The sequence below is a fragment of the Aeromonas sp. QDB03 genome (assembly GCF_027707985.1).
Lineage (GTDB): Bacteria > Pseudomonadota > Gammaproteobacteria > Enterobacterales > Aeromonadaceae > Aeromonas > Aeromonas hydrophila.
The window spans coordinates 290,023-306,792 of the sequence record NZ_JAPCJG010000005.1; the positions used below are offsets into that span (position 1 = coordinate 290,023).

Below are 16,770 nucleotides of genomic sequence, written 5' to 3' on the forward strand. Positions count from 1 at the left end.
CTTCCTCAAGGGGCCCGAGTCACGCCAGCAGGCCAGATTCGTGCCAGTGGTGCAGCTCAGCCAGCACCCGGGTCTCCCGCACCGTCCACTGGGGGCAAGGGCCCGCCAGCTGGGTCTTGTTGGTCTGCAGCGCCTCGGCCAGCTCGAACCAACCAGGAGTGAAACCGAGCCTTATCTCGTAGGGCTGGGGCTGCGGTTCGCACCACGCCTCCCCCACCTGACAGAGGTAGTAGAAAGAGCGGATGCAGTAGGCGTCGTAGTCGGCCTCGCGGGCCGGGCGGTACTCCCGCGTCTCGCCGAGCAGGGCACCGACCGCCACCAGCTCGGCGCCGCACTCTTCGCGCAGCTCGCGCGCCAGGGCCGTGCGGTGACACTCCCCGTGCTCGATGCCGCCACCGGGAAACATCAGATCGCCGTTGACCCGGGAGTGCACCAGCAGCAGCTGGTCACCGCGCAGCACGACGGCCCTGACTGTGACCCGCTCCAGCTGGCGGCCATCGGTGTTGACCCGGCCGTGGGTGAGCCGGATGTCGAAGGGGTGCGGCCAGTCGCTGGCCAGAGATTCAATGTGGTTCATCAGGGTTCAGGGACGATAGGTCCCGCTTTTCAGTTGTTCGACCAGGGTGGCGGCCTGGCTGTCCAGGCTCTCCTGCTCTTGCTTGCTCAGGGAGTGATAGAGGCTGAAACGGGTGGCCGACACCTCGGCGGCATTCTGGAACGACTCGCTCACCTTGCCCCACAGATAGGCCTGCCCGTACTGCTTCTGGCCCATGTAGAGGGTACTGAGGGAGGTGAGGATCCGGCCGTTGACCTGCTCCCCTTCCCGGTAGAGAGAGAGGGCGTGCTGCATCAGGGCGATGGCCTTTTGCGGCTCGCTCTTGGCATAGATGCCGCCGAGCGCCAGTTGCAGCTCGGGCTCCTCCAGCACGGGTTGCCCCTCCAGCGCCAGAAACTGCTGGCGAGCCAGCTCGTTGGTGTTGTTGGTCCAGTGCCACAGCAGCAGGTAGGGATCGTTGGCGTTGCGGGTGGCGGCATCGAGCTGGGCCAGCTGTTCACCGGCCGCCAGCATCCCCTCCACCCGCGGGCTCTTCTGCTCGCGGGCCCGCTTGTACTCGATGTTGGTGGAACGTTCGGCGCATTTGAGATAACGCTCCAGACTGCGCATCAACTCGTACTGGCGCCGCTGCGTCCCCTCCGCCTGCAGGTAGTAGCGGGCCCGGATGATGTCGCTGCGCTCGTAACGACACCAGCCGTCGTCCACCAGATCCTGACAGAGGGCCGGGTAATTGGCGCAGATGTTGTGGATCCTGTCATCGTCACAGGCGGTGAGCAGCAGGCCGCAACAGAGGCCGAACAATAGGGAACGAGCTGGAAAAGGGGTCATGGTTCATATCTTGTTGGTAACAATTGCAGCCTGCCATGGCCACCCTTGGCTAGCAAACAGATTACATATCCATTACAATGCGCGCGCCGTATAAGGCCGCGACTGCAGAATAATATAACGAAATATACACCCCTACACTGATCTGCATTCGACGAATTTCTATTTGCCCCAACAACGTGAAATAAAGGATCTGGTTAATGACCCACGAGCACTATCTGCAGGCGTGGCAGGAGAGCCAGGAGCTCGCCGAAGCCATGCAACCCTTGATCGGTCGCCTCTACCGCCAGCAGGGGATCGAGATCACCCTCTACGGCCGCCCGCTGCAAAACGCCTCCACCATCGATATCCTCAAGGCCCACCGGGTCGTTCGCCGCCACCAGGGAGCCCCCCTCCCGATCCAACAGAGCTTTCCCCTGCTGCAAGCCATTCTGGCCCTGAACCCGACCGCTGCCGAGATCGATCTGGGCAAGCTGGCCGTGGGTTACTGGCAGGATCACCAGGATGAAGCCGGCATCGACGACTACCTGCGTGCCAAACTGGCGCCGGCCCTGGGTCGCGGTGTGCCGGCCCCCACCGACGTGGTGCTGTACGGCTTTGGCCGCATCGGCCGCCTGCTGGCCCGGCTGCTGATCGAGCGCACCGGCGCCGCCAACTCCCTGCGGCTGCGCGCCATCGTGGTACGCGGTGGTCGTGATGGGGATCTGGAGAAGCGCGCCAGCCTGCTGCGCCGTGACTCGGTACACGGCCCCTTCAACGGCTCCATCGAGGTAGATGCGGAGCGCAGCGCCATCATCGCCAATGGCACCTTCATCCAGGTGATCTATGCAAACAGCCCGGCCGACATCGACTACACCGCCTACGGCATTCACGATGCGCTGATCGTCGACAACACCGGGGTCTGGCGCGACGAGGCGGGGCTGTCTGAACACCTCAAGGCGCGCGGCGCCGCCCGGGTGCTGCTGACCGCCCCTGGCAAGGGGGAGATGAAGAACGTGGTGTTCGGGGTCAACCACGAGGTGATAGGGCAAGATGACAAGATCATCTCCGCCGCCTCCTGCACCACCAACGCCATCACTCCGGTGCTCAAGGTGATGCAGGACAAGTACGGCATCCGTCACGGCCACGTGGAGACGGTCCACTCCTACACCAACGACCAGAACCTCATCGACAACTATCACAAGGGCGAGCGCCGCGGTCGCAGCGCGGCCCTCAACATGGTGATGACCAGCACCGGCGCCGCCAAGGCGGTGGCCAAGGCGCTGCCCGAGCTCAAGGGCAAGCTGACCGGCAACGCCATCCGGGTGCCCACCCCCAACGTATCGCTGGCCATCATCAACCTGTCGCTGGAACAGACCACCGATCGGGAGAGCCTCAACGCCTATCTGCAGCAGATGGCGCTGAGCTCGGCCCTGCATCGCCAGATCGACTTCAGCGCCAGCACCGAGCTGGTCTCCTCCGACATGGTAGGCTCCCGTTTTGCGGGCATCGTCGACTCTCAGGCCACCATCGCCGAAGGGGATCACTGCGTGCTCTACGTATGGTATGACAACGAGTTCGGGTACAGTTGTCAGGTAGTGCGGGTGATGGAGCAGATGGCTGGCGCGGTTCGCCAGGATCTGCCGGCCTGATCCCGATTCGTCATGGCTCAATGTGCAAGGAGAAGGCCGGATGTCGTTTCAACAAGGTGAGTTTCTACAAGCAATCAGGCAGATGCCCGCAGAGGTGTACGAGCGCCTCAAGACGGCGGTCGAGCTCGGCAAGTGGCCCGATGGCAAGCCGCTCACCGACGAGCAGAAGGCCACTTCCCTGCAGGCCGTGATGGCCTGGCAGGCGATGCACCTCGACAACCCCGAGCACATGAATATCGGCCGTGACGGCGAGATCGTGATGAAGAGCAAGAGCGAGCTCAAGCGTCAGTATCGCGACGAGGAAGAGATAGTGCGGGTCGACCTCAACCACTGAGTCTGACCCGCCAGGCCGCCCGCGGTGGCCACAGCAGAGAGGGGAGCCATGATGGCTCCCCTCTTTTTTCCTATCTATGCAGGATGACTCATCCCCTCATCCCCTCATCCCCGGCCCTTCTCCCGCCAGGGGAGAAGGGAGCAGGCTCGCACCTGCGAACAGTAAGCGGGCCACCTGCCGGCGATCTTCATGACAAACCTCGCCACCTCGATCTATCCCCTCTCCCGCCGGGAGAGGGTTAGGGTGAGGGGGAAACCAGTCAGGGGGTCAGCTCACCGCGCAGGGACTGCTGCATCAGCTCGCGGATGCGCGGTGCCGGCAAGTCCTGGCTCAGCAGGAAGTGCAGCTTGGTCAGCGCCGCCTCGGCGGTCATGTCGAAGCCCGAGATGACTCCGGCCCTCGACAGGGCGTTACCGGTGGCATAGCCCCCCATGTTGACCTTGCCGTGCAGGCACTGGCTCAGGTTGACGATGATGACGCCGCGGGCCGACGCCTCGGAGAGCAGCGCCAGCATGGCCGGATTCTGCGGCGCATTGCCCACCCCGAACGAGAGCAGGATCAGCGCCCGCACCGGCTGCTGCAGGATGTTGGCGATCACCTCGGCCGAGATGCCCGGATAGAGGGTCACCACGCCGATGGGCTGGGGGGTTATGTCGTGCAGCACCAGCGGCCGCTCGGACGGCACGCCCAGCTCGCCCGCTTCCAGCGAGATGGCGATGCCGGCATTGAGCAGCGGCGGGTAGTTGGGCGAATCGAAGGCGTGGAAGCCGTCGGCGTGCACCTTCTTGCTGCGGTTGCCGCGATAGAGCTGGTTGTTGAAGAACAGTGTCACCTCGTGGATCGGGTAGTTGGCCGCGATGTAGAGGGCGTTGAGCAGGTTCTGCTGCCCGTCGGAGCGCAGCTCCGCCAGCGGGATCTGGGAGCCGGTGATGATCACCGGCTTGTGCAGATCTTCGAGCATGAAGGAGAGCGCCGAGGCGGTGAACGACATGGTGTCGGTGCCGTGCAGAATGACGAAACCGTCGTACTTGTCGTAGTTGCCTTTAATATCCTCGGCGATGCGCTGCCAGTCCGCCGGCGTCATGTCGGAAGAGTCGATGAGGGGCGCATATTCGTGAATATGGTAATCCGGCATCTCGGGACGATGGAACTCGGGCATCCGCGCCAGACAGTCTTCCATGAAGCCCGCCATCGGCACATAACCGTGGTCGGAACGCTGCATCCCTATGGTGCCGCCTGTGTAGGCGATGTAGATGGACTTCTTCACACCCTCTCCTCTTTGATGGGCACAACACCCGCGAATCGTGGCTAAGCCGGGGCGAAACGGCGGCATCGACTGCCCGCCGCGTTCGCCATGGGCCAAAAGCCCGCTCATGATAGCGCGCCGGGCCGCCGGCTCACATCCCACCAGTGCCGTCCGGCGGGCCTAAAACCGCCGAATTATAGGGACTGGCTCCCCAAATAACAGCCAAACAATGGCCTGCGGCCGGTATTAAACGGCGACTAACCCAATAGTGTTAAATGTCACAAGATACATCAAGAGTGACCATTTATCTGACAAATGTGGATATAAGTGGTGCTTTTTGCTACTATCCGCTCGATTTTTCATAAATCTCATCTGGAAGCCTGATCCGTTCAGGCCCGCACTGGTCCCATTTTTACGTGGGGCGGGGGCATGTCGCCCCTTCTTTGTTGGCACCTGAGCCACACTGTTTTTATCCCGGCTGAATCTGTGAGTCTGCATCAACGAAAGACACAGCCAATCAACATGGGAGTACTGAATGCTACAACTTGATTCCTACGCCACCCTGGTCGCAGCCACCCTGGTGTTGCTGCTCGGTCGTTTGCTGGTGACCCGAGTCGGGCTGCTGCGAACCTTCAACATCCCCAAGCCGGTTGCCGGCGGCCTGGTGGTCGCCCTGGTGCTGCTGCTGCTGCGCTCCACCCTGCAGATGGAGCTGCAGTTCGATACCAGCCTGCAAACCCCGCTGATGCTGGCGTTCTTCGCCTCCATCGGTCTCTCCGCCGATCTCGCCAGCCTCAAGCGCGGCGGCAAGGCGGTGCTCACCTTCCTGCTGGTGGTCACCGGTCTGCTGCTGGTGCAGAACAGCCTGGGCGTGGGTTTGGCGACCCTGCTCGGCCTGGATCCCCACATGGGGCTGCTGGCCGGCTCCATCACCCTCTCCGGCGGCCACGGCACCGGGGCGGCCTGGGGCGCCACCTTCACCGAGAAGTACGGGGTGCAATCCGCTGCCGAACTGGCCATCGCCTGTGCCACCTTCGGCCTGGTGCTGGGCGGCCTCATCGGCGGTCCGGTCGCCCGCTATCTGGTGAAAAAGGTGAAAGTACCCGGCGAGGAGCACAACCGGGATGACGCGCCGCAAGGCTTCGAGATGCCGGATATGGAGCGCCCGCTCACCACCTTCAGCCTGATCGAGACCCTGGCGCTGATCGCCATCAGCCTGAAGGGGGGCGAGATGCTCTCCGCCTACCTCAAGGGCGGCGCTTTCGAGCTGCCGGTGTTCGTCTGCGTGCTGTTCGTCGGCGTGCTGCTGCGCAACGTGCTGACCCTGCTGAACTGGCACGAGGTGAGCGACCGCGAAGTCTCCCTGCTCGGCAACGTCAGCCTGTCGCTGTTCCTGGCGATGGCGCTGATGAGCCTGCGACTGTGGGATCTGGCCAACCTGGCGCTGCCCATCTTCGTGCTGCTGGCGGCCCAGACCGTGGCCATGGCGCTCTACGCCATCTTCGTCACCTTCCGGGTGATGGGCAGCAACTACGATGCAGCCGTGCTGGCGGCAGGCCACTGTGGTTTCGGTCTGGGGGCCACCCCCACCGCCATTGCCAACATGCAGGCCATCACCCAGCGCTTCGGCCCCTCCCACCTGGCGTTTCTGGTGGTGCCCATGGTGGGCGCCTTCTTCATCGACATCATCAACGCCATGGTGATCAAGCTGTTCCTGGCACTGCCCTTCCTGTAATTCCTTTTCCGTCAGACGTCTATGAACAGAGCCCACCCCTTGGTGGGCTCTGCCATTGCTGCTCGCCAGCGGCGCCCCCACCCTTCATGGCAGCCCGCTGCGAGACGCATAAACAAAAAGCCCCGCACTCGGCAGAGGGCGGGGCTTTGTCATGGCGGCCGTGCTCGCCGCGTTTCAGAACTTACAGGATAAAGGTCGAGACCTGCTGGTTCAGGTCGGTAGCCCGGCCCTTGAGGCTCTCGGCCTGATCCAGATCGCGCATGGCGGCGGCGGTGATCTCGTCGCTCACATCCTTGATGGCGGTGGTGTTCTGGGTGATCTCGCCGGTCACCTGGGTCTGCTCCTCGGCGGCGGTGGCGATCTGACCCGCCATGTCGGAGATGAGCGACACCGCCTGGGTGATCTCTTCGAGCGCAGCGGCAGCGGCATCGGCGTCTTTCACGCTGTTGTCAGCCAGCCCCTGGCTGGTCTGCATCAGGCTCACCGCACGGGCCGTGGTCTGCTGCAGGGTCTCGATGGTGGACTGGATCTCCTGGGTGGAGTCCTGGGTACGGCGCGACAGCACCCGCACCTCGTCCGCCACCACCGCGAAACCGCGACCCTGTTCACCAGCGCGGGCCGCTTCGATGGCGGCGTTCAGCGCCAGCAGGTTGGTCTGCTCGGCGATGCCCTGAATGGTGGAGAGGATGCCGGAGATGGCCTGGGCGTGGCGGCTCAGCTCGCCGATCACCTCGGTCGCCTGCCCCACTTCCTCGGCCAGACCGTTGATGGACTGACGGGTCTGGTTCACCAGCATCTTGCCCTGCTCACTGCTCTGGGCGGACTGCTGGGCGGCGGCGGCGGTGTTCTCGGCGTTGCCGGCGATCTCCATGGTGGCGCTCGCCATCTCGGTGACGGCGGTAGCGACCATGGTCACTTCCTGCTGCTGGCGCTGCAGCTCGTCCACGGCGGCCTGGTTGGTCACCAGACTGCGCTCGGCATCGGCGTTCAGCTCGTTGGCCAGCTTGCGGATATTGCCGATCAGCTGATGCTGGCTACCGACGAAGCGGTTGAAGCTGTTGGCCAGCTGACCCACTTCGTCGTTGGTGTCGATCTTGATGCGCTGGGTCAGATCGCCGTTACCGTCGGCGATGCGCGCCAGGGCCTGGGAGACCTTGCTGAGCGGGCCGAGCAGCATGCTGACCAGCCAGGAGATGGCGAGGATGCTGCCCACCAGCACCAGCAGGGCCAGGCCGAGCTGGGTCATCAGCAGGGAAGAGAGCGGCGCCTCCAGGGTCTCCTTGTCCAGCACCAGCACCAGCTCCCAGTCGGTATCGGGGATGTCTACCGCCCACAGCAGCTTGTCGCGCCCTTCGTTGTCGAAGTAGGCCGGCACCAGGCTGTTGCTGGTCTTGCTCTGCTCGATCAGGGCATTGGTCAGATCGTTGTCGATCTCGGTGGCCGGCTTCATCGCCTTGGCGGCGTCCTTGTAGGCGATGACGGTGCCATCCTTGTGCATCATGATGGCGAAACCATCTGCCGGCAGCTTCATCTTGGTGACGTCTTCCACCAGCGAGGCGATGGAGAGGTCGCCACCGACCACGCCGCCCTGAGCCGGCTGGGCCAGGGTCACTACCATGATGTTGTAGGCCACATCCAGATAGGGTTTGGTCACGATCAGGCCGCCCTTGCTCATGGCTTCCTGATACCAGCCACGGGAGCGGGGATCGTAACCGTCACGGTTGATGGAGGGGTCGGAGTCGTTCATCTTGCCGCTGCTCTCGCCAAAATAGGTGAGCTGGAAGCGACCGGAGACTTGCGCCTGTTGCAGGGCGTTGAGGGGTTCGGCACCGGCCTTGTTGCCGAGCGCCTGGATCACGTCGCGACGGGCCGCGAGCCAGTCACTGACACTGGCGGCCTGCTGGCTGCCGAGGCGTTGTACCTGTTCCTGACTGCCTTGCAGCAACAGGGACTTCTGGCTGGTATAGCTCTGCCAGGAGAGCAGCAGGATCACCAGCGACAGGGCGATCACCACCGACAACAGTATCTTCTGCTTGAGTGATAGGTTTTTCATCATGCGTTCTTCTTATGAGGTCAGGAACAGGATTTCCCAAAAAGTGCACAGCACTGCGTAGTTATTAACGACCCGTCGGCACAAAACTGAACCGGAAAATGGGCCGGCGGGCGATATTTTCCACCGAGTTGGGGAAAACTGCACCAGAAATTGACTACGAGGCACGCACAAGGACAGCCGACCCTGTTTATTCCTTCCACAATTGGCTAGAATATCCCGTTTTTAAATCACATCGACCCCGAGAGTTTTCACGATGTTTGAAGTCAATCCTGTATTAAACAAGCTTAAGGAGCTGTCTGAGAGGACCGAGCTGCTTAGGGGGTACCTTTGACTATGACGCCAAGAAAGAGCGTCTAGAAGAGGTCAACGCCGAGCTGGAACAGCCGGACGTCTGGAATGAACCCGAGCGCGCACAGGCGCTGGGCAAGGAGCGCGTGGCGCTGGAAAACGTGGTCGGCACCATCGATACCCTGACCCAGGGCGCCGACGACGTGGCCATGCTGGTCGAGCTGGCCGTGGAAGGTGAAGACGAAGACACCTTCAACGAAGCCGTGGCCGAAGCCGACGTGCTGGAAACCAAGCTGGTGGATCTCGAGTTCCGCCGCATGTTCTCCGGTCAGCACGATCCCTCCGACTGCTACATCGACATCCAGTCCGGCTCCGGTGGTACCGAAGCGCAAGATTGGGCCAACATGGTCCTGCGCATGTACCTGCGCTGGGGCGATGCCCACGGCTACAAGCCCGAGCTCATCGAATGCTCCGAAGGCGACGTGGCCGGCATCAAGTCCGCCACCATCAAGTTCACCGGTGAGTATGCGTTCGGCTGGCTGCGTACCGAGACCGGCGTGCACCGCCTGGTGCGCAAATCCCCGTTCGATTCCGGTGGCCGTCGCCACACCTCGTTCTGCTCGGTGTTCGTCTACCCCGAGATCGACGATGACATCGACATCGAGATCAACCCGGCCGACCTGCGTATCGACGTCTACCGTGCCTCCGGCGCCGGTGGTCAGCACGTCAACCGGACCGAATCCGCGGTACGTATTACCCACATTCCTACTGGGGTCGTGGTACAGTGCCAGAACGATCGTTCCCAGCACAAAAACAAAGATCAGTGTATGAAGCAGCTGAAGGCCAAGCTCTACGAGCTGGAAATTCAGAAGCAGAATGCCGAGAAGCAAGCCCTCGAAGAGACCAAGTCCGATATCGGCTGGGGCAGCCAGATCCGTTCCTATGTGCTGGATGATGCGCGCATCAAGGATCTACGTACCGGCGTCGAAACCCGCAACACCCAGGCGGTACTCGACGGCGACTTGGACAAGTTTATCGAAGCTAGCCTGAAATCAGGCCTGTAAAAAAACAGAACAGCAGGAATCACCATGTCTGAACAAACCACTACTCCGGAAGTCGACCAAACTCTCGATCTGAACAACGAGATGCAGGAGCGTCGTTCCAAGCTGGCCGCCTTGCGCGCCCAGGGCAACCCCTTCCCCAACGACTTCCGTCGTGACAGCCTCTCCGGCGATCTGCACGCCGAGTTTGGTGACAAGAGCGCCGACGAACTGGCCGCACTGGGTAAACGGGTGAAGATTGCCGGTCGCATCATGACCCGCCGGATCATGGGCAAGGCATCTTTCGCCACCCTGCAGGACATGGCTGGCAAGATCCAGGTCTACGTCACCCGTGACGACCTGCCGGAAGGCTTCTACAACGAGCAGTTCAAGAAGTGGGATCTGGGCGACATCGTGGGTGTCGAAGGTACCCTGTTCCGCACCAACACAGGCGAACTCTCCGTTCATGTCTCCGACATTCGCCTGCTGACCAAGGCCCTGCGCCCGCTGCCCGAGAAGCACAAAGGTCTGACCGACCAGGAAGCCCGCTGCCGTCAGCGTTACCTGGATCTGATCGCCAACGAAGAGTCCCGCAAGACCTTCGTGACCCGTACCAAGGTCGTGGCCGGTATCCGCAAGTTCCTGAACGACAAGCGCTTCATGGAAGTGGAAACCCCCATGATGCAGGTCATCCCGGGTGGCGCCTCTGCCCGTCCGTTCATCACCCACCACAATGCGCTGGACATCGACATGTACCTGCGTATCGCTCCGGAACTCTATCTGAAGCGCCTGGTGGTCGGTGGTTTCGAGCGTGTCTACGAGATCAACCGCAACTTCCGTAACGAAGGTATCTCCGTTCGCCATAACCCCGAGTTCACCATGCTCGAGTTCTATATGGCCTACGCCGACTACATCGATCTGATGGATCTCACCGAAGAGATGCTGCGCACCCTGGCGCAAGACATCCTGGGCGACACCAAGATCCGTTACGCCAAAGAGGGCGAAGAGGGTCTGACCATCGATTTCGGTCAGCCGTTCCAGCGTCTCTCCATGGTTGACTCCATCCTGAAGTACAACCCGGATGTGACCCGTGACGATCTGGCGACCCTGGAGAAGGCCACCGCCGTCGCCAAGCGCCTGCACATCGAGCTGATGAAGAGCTGGGAACTGGGCCACGTGATCACCGCGATCTTCGAAGAGACCGTGGAGCACATGCTGCTGCAGCCGACCTTCATCACCGAGTACCCGGCCGCCGTCTCTCCGCTGGCCCGTCGCAACGACCAGAACCCGGACGTTACCGACCGCTTCGAATTCTTCATCGGCGGCCGCGAGCTGGCCAACGGCTTCTCCGAGCTGAACGATGCGGAAGATCAGGCCGAGCGCTTCCAGGCTCAGGTTGACCAGAAAGCCGCAGGCGATGACGAAGCCATGTTCTACGACGCCGACTTCGTGACTGCGCTGGAACACGGTCTGCCGCCGACTGCCGGTCAGGGCATCGGTATCGACCGTCTGGTGATGCTGTTCACCAACAGCCACACCATCCGCGACGTCATCCTGTTCCCGGCCTTGCGTCCACAAAAGTAAGAGCCGCAGAAACAGGGCCGCAGCAGCACAGCTGCCGTCCATGACAATCAAAACGCCCCGCAACTGCGGGGCGTTTTTTATGGCAGGCACAAACCGCTGACGAACCTTCAATGCCGCCAGCTTGCCGCTTATGAGGCCACTGGCAGCAACCACTCCCCCTGCCACAAGGTGACGGCCTGACCGGCCATCAGCACCCTATTCTCCTGCAGTTCTAGCCGCAGCTCACCACCCCTTGCCGAGATCTGGCGAGCCCGCAGCTGCCGTTTGCCGAGCCGCTCGGCCCAGAAGGGCACCAGGGCGCAGTGGTTGGAGCCGGTCACCGGATCCTCATCCACCCCGACCCAGGGGGCGAAGTAGCGAGAGACAAAGTCATGGTCCGAGCCGCGCGAGGGCGCCGTCACCATCAGGCCGCGACCTGGCAGCGCGCGCAGGGCCTGAAAATCTGGGCTGAGCGCACGAACCTCCTCCTCGCTGGCCAGCGCCAGCAAGAACTTGGCGCCAGCCGCCAGGGTTTGCAGCGGCCGGCAACCGACCGCAGCCGCATAGGCCGGATCCAGAACGAGCGGCACCGGAGCAATGTGCGGGAAATCGAGCCAGATCCACGCCCCTTCGCGCCGGGCCAGCAGCTCGCCGCTGCGAGTCTCGAAGTAAATGGCCTCATCCCCTGCCACCGCCCCCGTCTGCCACAGTACGTGGGCCGCCGCCAGGGTGCCGTGGCCGCAGAGATCCACTTCCAGCTCGGGGGTAAACCAGCGCAGCTGATAGCGGGCATGGCCAAGGGGCACCAGAAAGGCGGTCTCCGACAGGTTGAACTCGGCCGCCATGGCCAGCAGGGTGGCATCCGGCTGACTCGGCCCCAGCGCCACCACCGCCGGGTTGCCGCCAAAGGGATGCTGGCTGAAGGCATTGACATGAAACAGGCTGATAGTCGACATTCACGTTTCCTGTGTGGGCAATACGGGTTCATTCATCGCCCTTTATACCATGAGAGCCCTGTCGACCTGAGTCGCCTTGCGACCCTCTCCATCGCCTTTTTAATGCATTAATAGAATAAAAAAGACATTTTTATTCTTTGTTGTTATCCATCGCACCCCTTAACCTGACCAAAAATCAGACCATGGAAGACGTGTGTGATGCAATTGAAGGACTCCCTGACCAACCTGACTCCCCTCTCCGACGAGCAGCAGCGACAGCTGAGCCAGGCGCTATCGACCCTCAATACCCAGCAACTGGCCTGGGTCAGCGGTTATCTCTACGGTCTCTCCCAGGCGGGCAGCCAGCCGGCCGTGACCGGCGCAGCCGCCACTGCCCCCAGCGGCAATCTGACCATTCTCTACGGCTCCCAGACCGGCAACGCCAAGGGCGTGGCCAGCGCCATCAAGGCGCAAGCCGAGGCCCGTGGCCTGCCGGTGACCCTCACCTCCATGGCGGACTACAAACCCAAGCAGCTCAAGAAAGAGACCCACCTGCTGGTGGTAGTGAGCACTTACGGGGAGGGTGAACCGCCGGAGAGCGCAGTCGATCTGTTCGAGCAGCTCAAGAAAGGCAAGGTCGGCAAGCTGGAAGGGCTCAAGTTCGCCGTGCTGGGGCTGGGTGACAGCTCCTATGAATTCTTCTGCCAGACCGGCAAGGACTTTGACAGCCTGCTGACCAAGGCTGGCGCCGATCGGGTGCATGAGCTCGCCAGCCTGGACGTGGATTATCAGGATGCCGCCAAGGCGTGGGGTGAACAGACGCTCAATGCCATCGCCGCCACCCTCTCCGCCGGTCCTGCCGGCAGCAGCGTGGCCAGCGCGGTACAACAGGCGGTCGGCCACAGCCAGTACAGCAAGGAGAACCCCTTCCCGGCCAGACTCTCGGTCAATCAGAAGATCACCGGTCGCGACTCGACCAAGGATATCCGCCACATCGAGATCAGCCTTGAAGAGTCCGGCATCCGCTACCAGCCGGGCGATGCCCTCGGCATCTGGTTTGACAACGACCCCGCACTGGTGAACGAGGTACTGGCGCTGGCCGGTCTCTCCGGCGACGAGGCCACCGCCCGCGGCAGCCTGCGCGAAGTGCTCAGCCGCGAGCTGGAGCTGACCCGCTTGCACGGCGGCTTCATCACAGGACTCGCTGATATATCGGGCAACGCGGCACTGAAAGATCTGGCTGGTGACAAGGCCCAGGTCAATGCTCTGGTGGCCTCTGCCCAGGTGGTGGATGTACTGAAACGCTTCCCGACCGTGCTCACAGCCGAACAGCTGCTGGGCCTGCTGCGCCCGCTCACCCCGCGCCTCTACTCCATCGCCTCCAGCCAGAGCGAGGTGGAAGAGGAGGTGCACCTGACCGTCGGCGTGGTGCGCTACCCGCAGGAAGACGGCACTGTGCGCAGTGGCGCCGCCTCCTCCTACCTGGCGGACAGGCTTGCCGAAGATGCCGAGGTGCGGGTATTCGTGGAACATAACGACAACTTCCGCCTGCCGCCAAACCCCGACACCCCCGTCATCATGGTGGGCCCGGGTACCGGCATCGCCCCGTTTCGCGCCTTCCTGCAGGAGCGCGAGGCCCAGGGGGCCGAGGGCAACAACTGGCTGTTCTTCGGCAACCCGCACTTCACCCAGGATTTCCTCTATCAGGTGGAATGGCAGCGTTATGTGAAGAGCGGGCTGCTCAGCAAGATCTCGCTGGCCTTCAGCCGGGATCAGGCCGAGAAAGTCTATGTACAGCACCGCCTGCGGGAAGCGGGCCAGGAGCTCTACCAGTGGCTGGAAGCAGGCGCTCACTTCTATGTGTGCGGCGATGCCAACCAGATGGCGAAAGATGTGCAGGAAGCCCTGCTGGATGTGATTGCGGAACATGGCCACAAGAGCCGTGAGGAAGCAGAAGAGTATTTGAGCGAATTGCGTCGTGCCAAACGTTATCAAAGGGATGTCTATTGATGAGCAAGCAACTTATTCCGGGACCGGTGGAAGGACCGCTGGCCGACAACGAACGTCTGAAACGCGAGAGCGATCACCTGCGCGGCACCATAGCACAGGATCTCACAGACCCGCTCACCGGCGGCTTCAACGGCGACAACTTCCAGCTGATCCGCTTTCACGGCATGTACCAGCAGGATGACCGCGACATCCGCCCGGAGCGCACAGCCCAGAAACTGGAGCCGCTGCACAACGTCATGCTGCGCGCCCGCCTGCCCGGCGGCATCATCACCCCGGCCCAGTGGCAGGTGATCGACAAGTTCGCCGAGGATCACAGCCTGTACGGCAGCATCCGCCTGACCACCCGCCAGACCTTCCAGTTCCACGGGGTGCTCAAGCGCGACATCAAGATGATGCACCAGACCCTCAACAGCACCGGCATCGACAGCATAGCCACCGCCGGCGACGTGAACCGCAACGTGCTCTGCACCAGCAACCCGGTGGAGTCCGAGCTGCACCAGGAGGCCTACGAGTGGGCCAAGAAGATCTCCGAGCACCTGCTGCCCAAGACCCGCGCCTACGTGGAGATCTGGCTGGACGGCGAGAAGCTGGGGGGTGACGAAGAGCCGATCCTGGGTTCCAACTACCTGCCGCGCAAGTTCAAGACCACTGTGGTGATCCCGCCCCACAACGACGTGGACATCCACGCCAACGATCTCAACTTCGTGGCCATCAGTGATCACGGCAAGCTGGTGGGCTTCAACGTGCTGGTGGGCGGGGGTCTGGCCATGACCCACGGCGACACCAGCACCTACCCGCGCAAGGCGAGCGATTTCGGCTTCGTGCCGCTCTCCCATGTGCTGGACGTGGCGGCCGCCGTGGTCAGCACCCAGCGCGACTGGGGCAACCGGGTCAACCGCAAGAACGCCAAGACCAAGTACACCCTCGAGCGCGTCGGCGTCGAGGCCTTCAAGGCCGAGGTGGAGAGCCGCGCCGGCATCCAGTTCGGGCCGGTACGCCCCTATGAGTTTACCAGCCGTGGCGATCGCTTCGGTTGGGTAGAGGGGATCGACGGCAAGCACCACCTGACCCTGTTTATCGAGAACGGCCGCCTGCTGGACTTCCCGGGCAAGCCCCTCAAGACCGGCATGCTGGAGATCGCCAAGGTGCATCAGGGGGATTTTCGCCTCACTGCCAACCAGAACCTGATCATCGCGGGCGTGCCTGCCGGCGAGAAGGCCCGCATCGAAGCGCTGGCGCGTCAGTACGGCCTGCTGGATGACGGCGTCAGCGAGCAGCGCAAGCAGTCCATGGCCTGTGTGGCCCTGCCCACCTGCCCGCTGGCAATGGCCGAGGCCGAGCGCATGCTGCCGGCGTTTGTCAGCGACATCGAGGGGCTGCTGGCCAAACACGGTCTGGCCGATGACGCCATCATCTTCCGGGTCACCGGCTGCCCCAACGGCTGCGGCCGCGCCATGCTGGCGGAGGTGGGTCTGGTGGGCAAGGCGCCGGGACGCTACAACCTGCATCTGGGTGGCAATCTCGAGGGGACCCGCATCCCGCGCCTGCACCTGGAGAACATCACCGAGCCGCAGATCCTGGCCGAGCTGGATGCCCTGATCGGCCGCTGGGCCAAGGATCGCAACGCGGGCGAGTGCTTCGGCGACTTCGTCATCCGCGCCGGCATCATAGCCCCGGTCATCGACTCCGCGAGGGACTTCTATGCAGCCTGATCAGACCGATACAGCCCGGCTGGCGCGCACCGCCGACGGCCGGCTCGACCTCGACGCCCTGCTGGCCTTGAGTCGCGAGGAGCAGGTCGAGGCGCTGGCCCCCCTCAACCGGCAGCTGGATGCCATCAGCGCCCCCGAGCGGGTGCGCTGGGCTCTGGCCAACCTGCCGGGGGAGCACGTGCTGTCATCGAGCTTCGGCATTCAGGCAGCGCTGATGCTGCACCTGGTAAGCCGCGAACGTGCCGACGTGCCGGTAGTGCTGACCGATACCGGTTATCTCTTCCCCGAGACCTACCGCTTCATCGACGAGCTGACCGAGCGCCTCGCCCTCAACCTCAAAATCTACCGGGCCGAGCTCAGTCCGGCCTGGCAGGAGGCCCGCTTCGGCCTCCTGTGGGAGCAGGGGGTAGAGGGGATCACCCGCTACAACCAGCTCAACAAGGTGGAGCCGATGGACCGCGCCCTAAGCGAGCTGGGTGCCCGCACCTGGTTCTCGGGCCTGCGCCGGGAGCAGTCCGGCAGCCGGGGCAAGCTGCCGGTGCTGGCCATCCAGCGCGGCCGCTTCAAGTTCCTGCCGGTGATCGACTGGAGCAACAAGGACGTCTTCTACTACTTCAAGGAGTTCGACCTGCCCTACCACCCGCTGTGGGAGCAGGGCTACCTGTCGGTGGGCGACGTGCACACCACCACCAAGTGGGAGCCCGGCATGAGCGAGGAGCAGACCCGCTTCTTCGGCCTCAAGCGCGAGTGCGGCCTGCACGAAGAGAACGGCGAGAACGACGGCTCCGGCATCTGAGCCAGAGGGCCCGCCCGCACGGCTTTCATAAAAAAACGCCCGGCAA

Annotated in this window: 13 protein-coding genes; 8 read left to right on the forward strand and 5 right to left on the reverse strand. The window is 62.8% G+C overall.

Annotated elements, in window-relative coordinates; genetic code table 11:
- Positions 1-19: 19 nt before the first annotated feature.
- Together PG900_RS14815 and PG900_RS14820 are read right to left on the reverse strand one after the other, a co-directional pair.
- Positions 20-577: an NUDIX domain-containing protein gene (locus PG900_RS14815; RefSeq protein WP_016351759.1), complete on the reverse strand. Its 558-nt coding sequence runs from the start codon at positions 575-577 to the stop codon at positions 20-22.
- A gap of 6 nt (positions 578-583) precedes the next feature.
- On the reverse strand, positions 584-1,384 hold the full coding sequence (locus PG900_RS14820) for a DUF2989 domain-containing protein (RefSeq protein ID WP_041216258.1): 801 nt from the start codon (positions 1,382-1,384) through the stop codon (positions 584-586).
- A gap of 197 nt (positions 1,385-1,581) precedes the next feature.
- Here PG900_RS14820 and PG900_RS14825 point away from each other — a divergent pair, with 197 nt between their 5' ends.
- Entirely contained in the window at positions 1,582-3,012 is a 1,431-nt protein-coding gene (locus PG900_RS14825) for a glyceraldehyde-3-phosphate dehydrogenase (protein ID WP_041216259.1), read from the forward strand.
- A gap of 40 nt (positions 3,013-3,052) precedes the next feature.
- Positions 3,053-3,346 carry a YeaC family protein gene (locus PG900_RS14830; RefSeq protein WP_011707127.1) on the forward strand — a complete coding sequence of 98 codons (294 nt, stop codon included), beginning with the start codon at positions 3,053-3,055 and terminating at the stop codon, positions 3,344-3,346.
- A gap of 259 nt (positions 3,347-3,605) precedes the next feature.
- Here PG900_RS14830 and ansA read toward each other — a convergent pair whose 3' ends face one another.
- Positions 3,606-4,613, reverse strand: coding sequence for an asparaginase (gene ansA, locus PG900_RS14835; RefSeq protein WP_011707130.1), 1,008 nt, complete (start codon positions 4,611-4,613; stop codon positions 3,606-3,608).
- 514 nt (positions 4,614-5,127) lie between these two features.
- Here ansA and gltS point away from each other — a divergent pair.
- Positions 5,128-6,327: a sodium/glutamate symporter gene (gene gltS, locus PG900_RS14840; protein WP_016351764.1), complete on the forward strand. Its 1,200-nt coding sequence runs from the start codon at positions 5,128-5,130 to the stop codon at positions 6,325-6,327.
- 181 nt (positions 6,328-6,508) lie between these two features.
- Here gltS and PG900_RS14845 read toward each other — a convergent pair whose 3' ends face one another.
- Entirely contained in the window at positions 6,509-8,380 is a 1,872-nt protein-coding gene (locus tag PG900_RS14845; protein ID WP_016351765.1) for a methyl-accepting chemotaxis protein, read from the reverse strand.
- A 253-nt stretch (positions 8,381-8,633) separates the two neighbouring features.
- Between PG900_RS14845 and prfB the strand changes: the two genes are divergently transcribed.
- A protein-coding gene (gene prfB, locus PG900_RS14850; protein ID WP_011707133.1) for a peptide chain release factor 2 occupies positions 8,634-9,732 on the forward strand; the annotation gives its coding sequence in 2 pieces (ribosomal slippage) (positions 8,634-8,708 and positions 8,710-9,732; 1,098 coding nt in all).
- Positions 9,733-9,756: 24 nt separating this feature from the next.
- Positions 9,757-11,292, forward strand: a complete 1,536-nt coding sequence (gene lysS / locus PG900_RS14855; protein ID WP_011707134.1) for a lysine--tRNA ligase — start codon at positions 9,757-9,759, stop codon at positions 11,290-11,292.
- Positions 11,293-11,420: 128 nt separating this feature from the next.
- On the opposite strand, the gene PG900_RS14860 is transcribed toward lysS, so the two are convergent.
- Positions 11,421-12,227, reverse strand: coding sequence for a PhzF family phenazine biosynthesis protein (locus tag PG900_RS14860; RefSeq protein WP_270831725.1), 807 nt, complete (start codon positions 12,225-12,227; stop codon positions 11,421-11,423).
- Positions 12,228-12,425: 198 nt separating this feature from the next.
- Between PG900_RS14860 and PG900_RS14865 the strand changes: the two genes are divergently transcribed.
- The 3 genes from PG900_RS14865 to PG900_RS14875 are packed head-to-tail and all read left to right on the forward strand — an operon-like array spanning position 12,426 to position 16,724.
- Positions 12,426-14,216: an assimilatory sulfite reductase (NADPH) flavoprotein subunit gene (locus PG900_RS14865; protein ID WP_270831745.1), complete on the forward strand. Its 1,791-nt coding sequence runs from the start codon at positions 12,426-12,428 to the stop codon at positions 14,214-14,216.
- Positions 14,216-15,928, forward strand: coding sequence for an assimilatory sulfite reductase (NADPH) hemoprotein subunit (gene cysI / locus PG900_RS14870; RefSeq protein ID WP_270831726.1), 1,713 nt, complete (start codon positions 14,216-14,218; stop codon positions 15,926-15,928). Before PG900_RS14865 ends, cysI begins: the two co-directional genes overlap by 1 nt.
- On the forward strand, positions 15,918-16,724 hold the full coding sequence (locus tag PG900_RS14875; protein ID WP_270831727.1) for a phosphoadenylyl-sulfate reductase: 807 nt from the start codon (positions 15,918-15,920) through the stop codon (positions 16,722-16,724). Before cysI ends, PG900_RS14875 begins: the two co-directional genes overlap by 11 nt.
- The last annotated feature ends 46 nt before the right edge of the window (positions 16,725-16,770 follow it).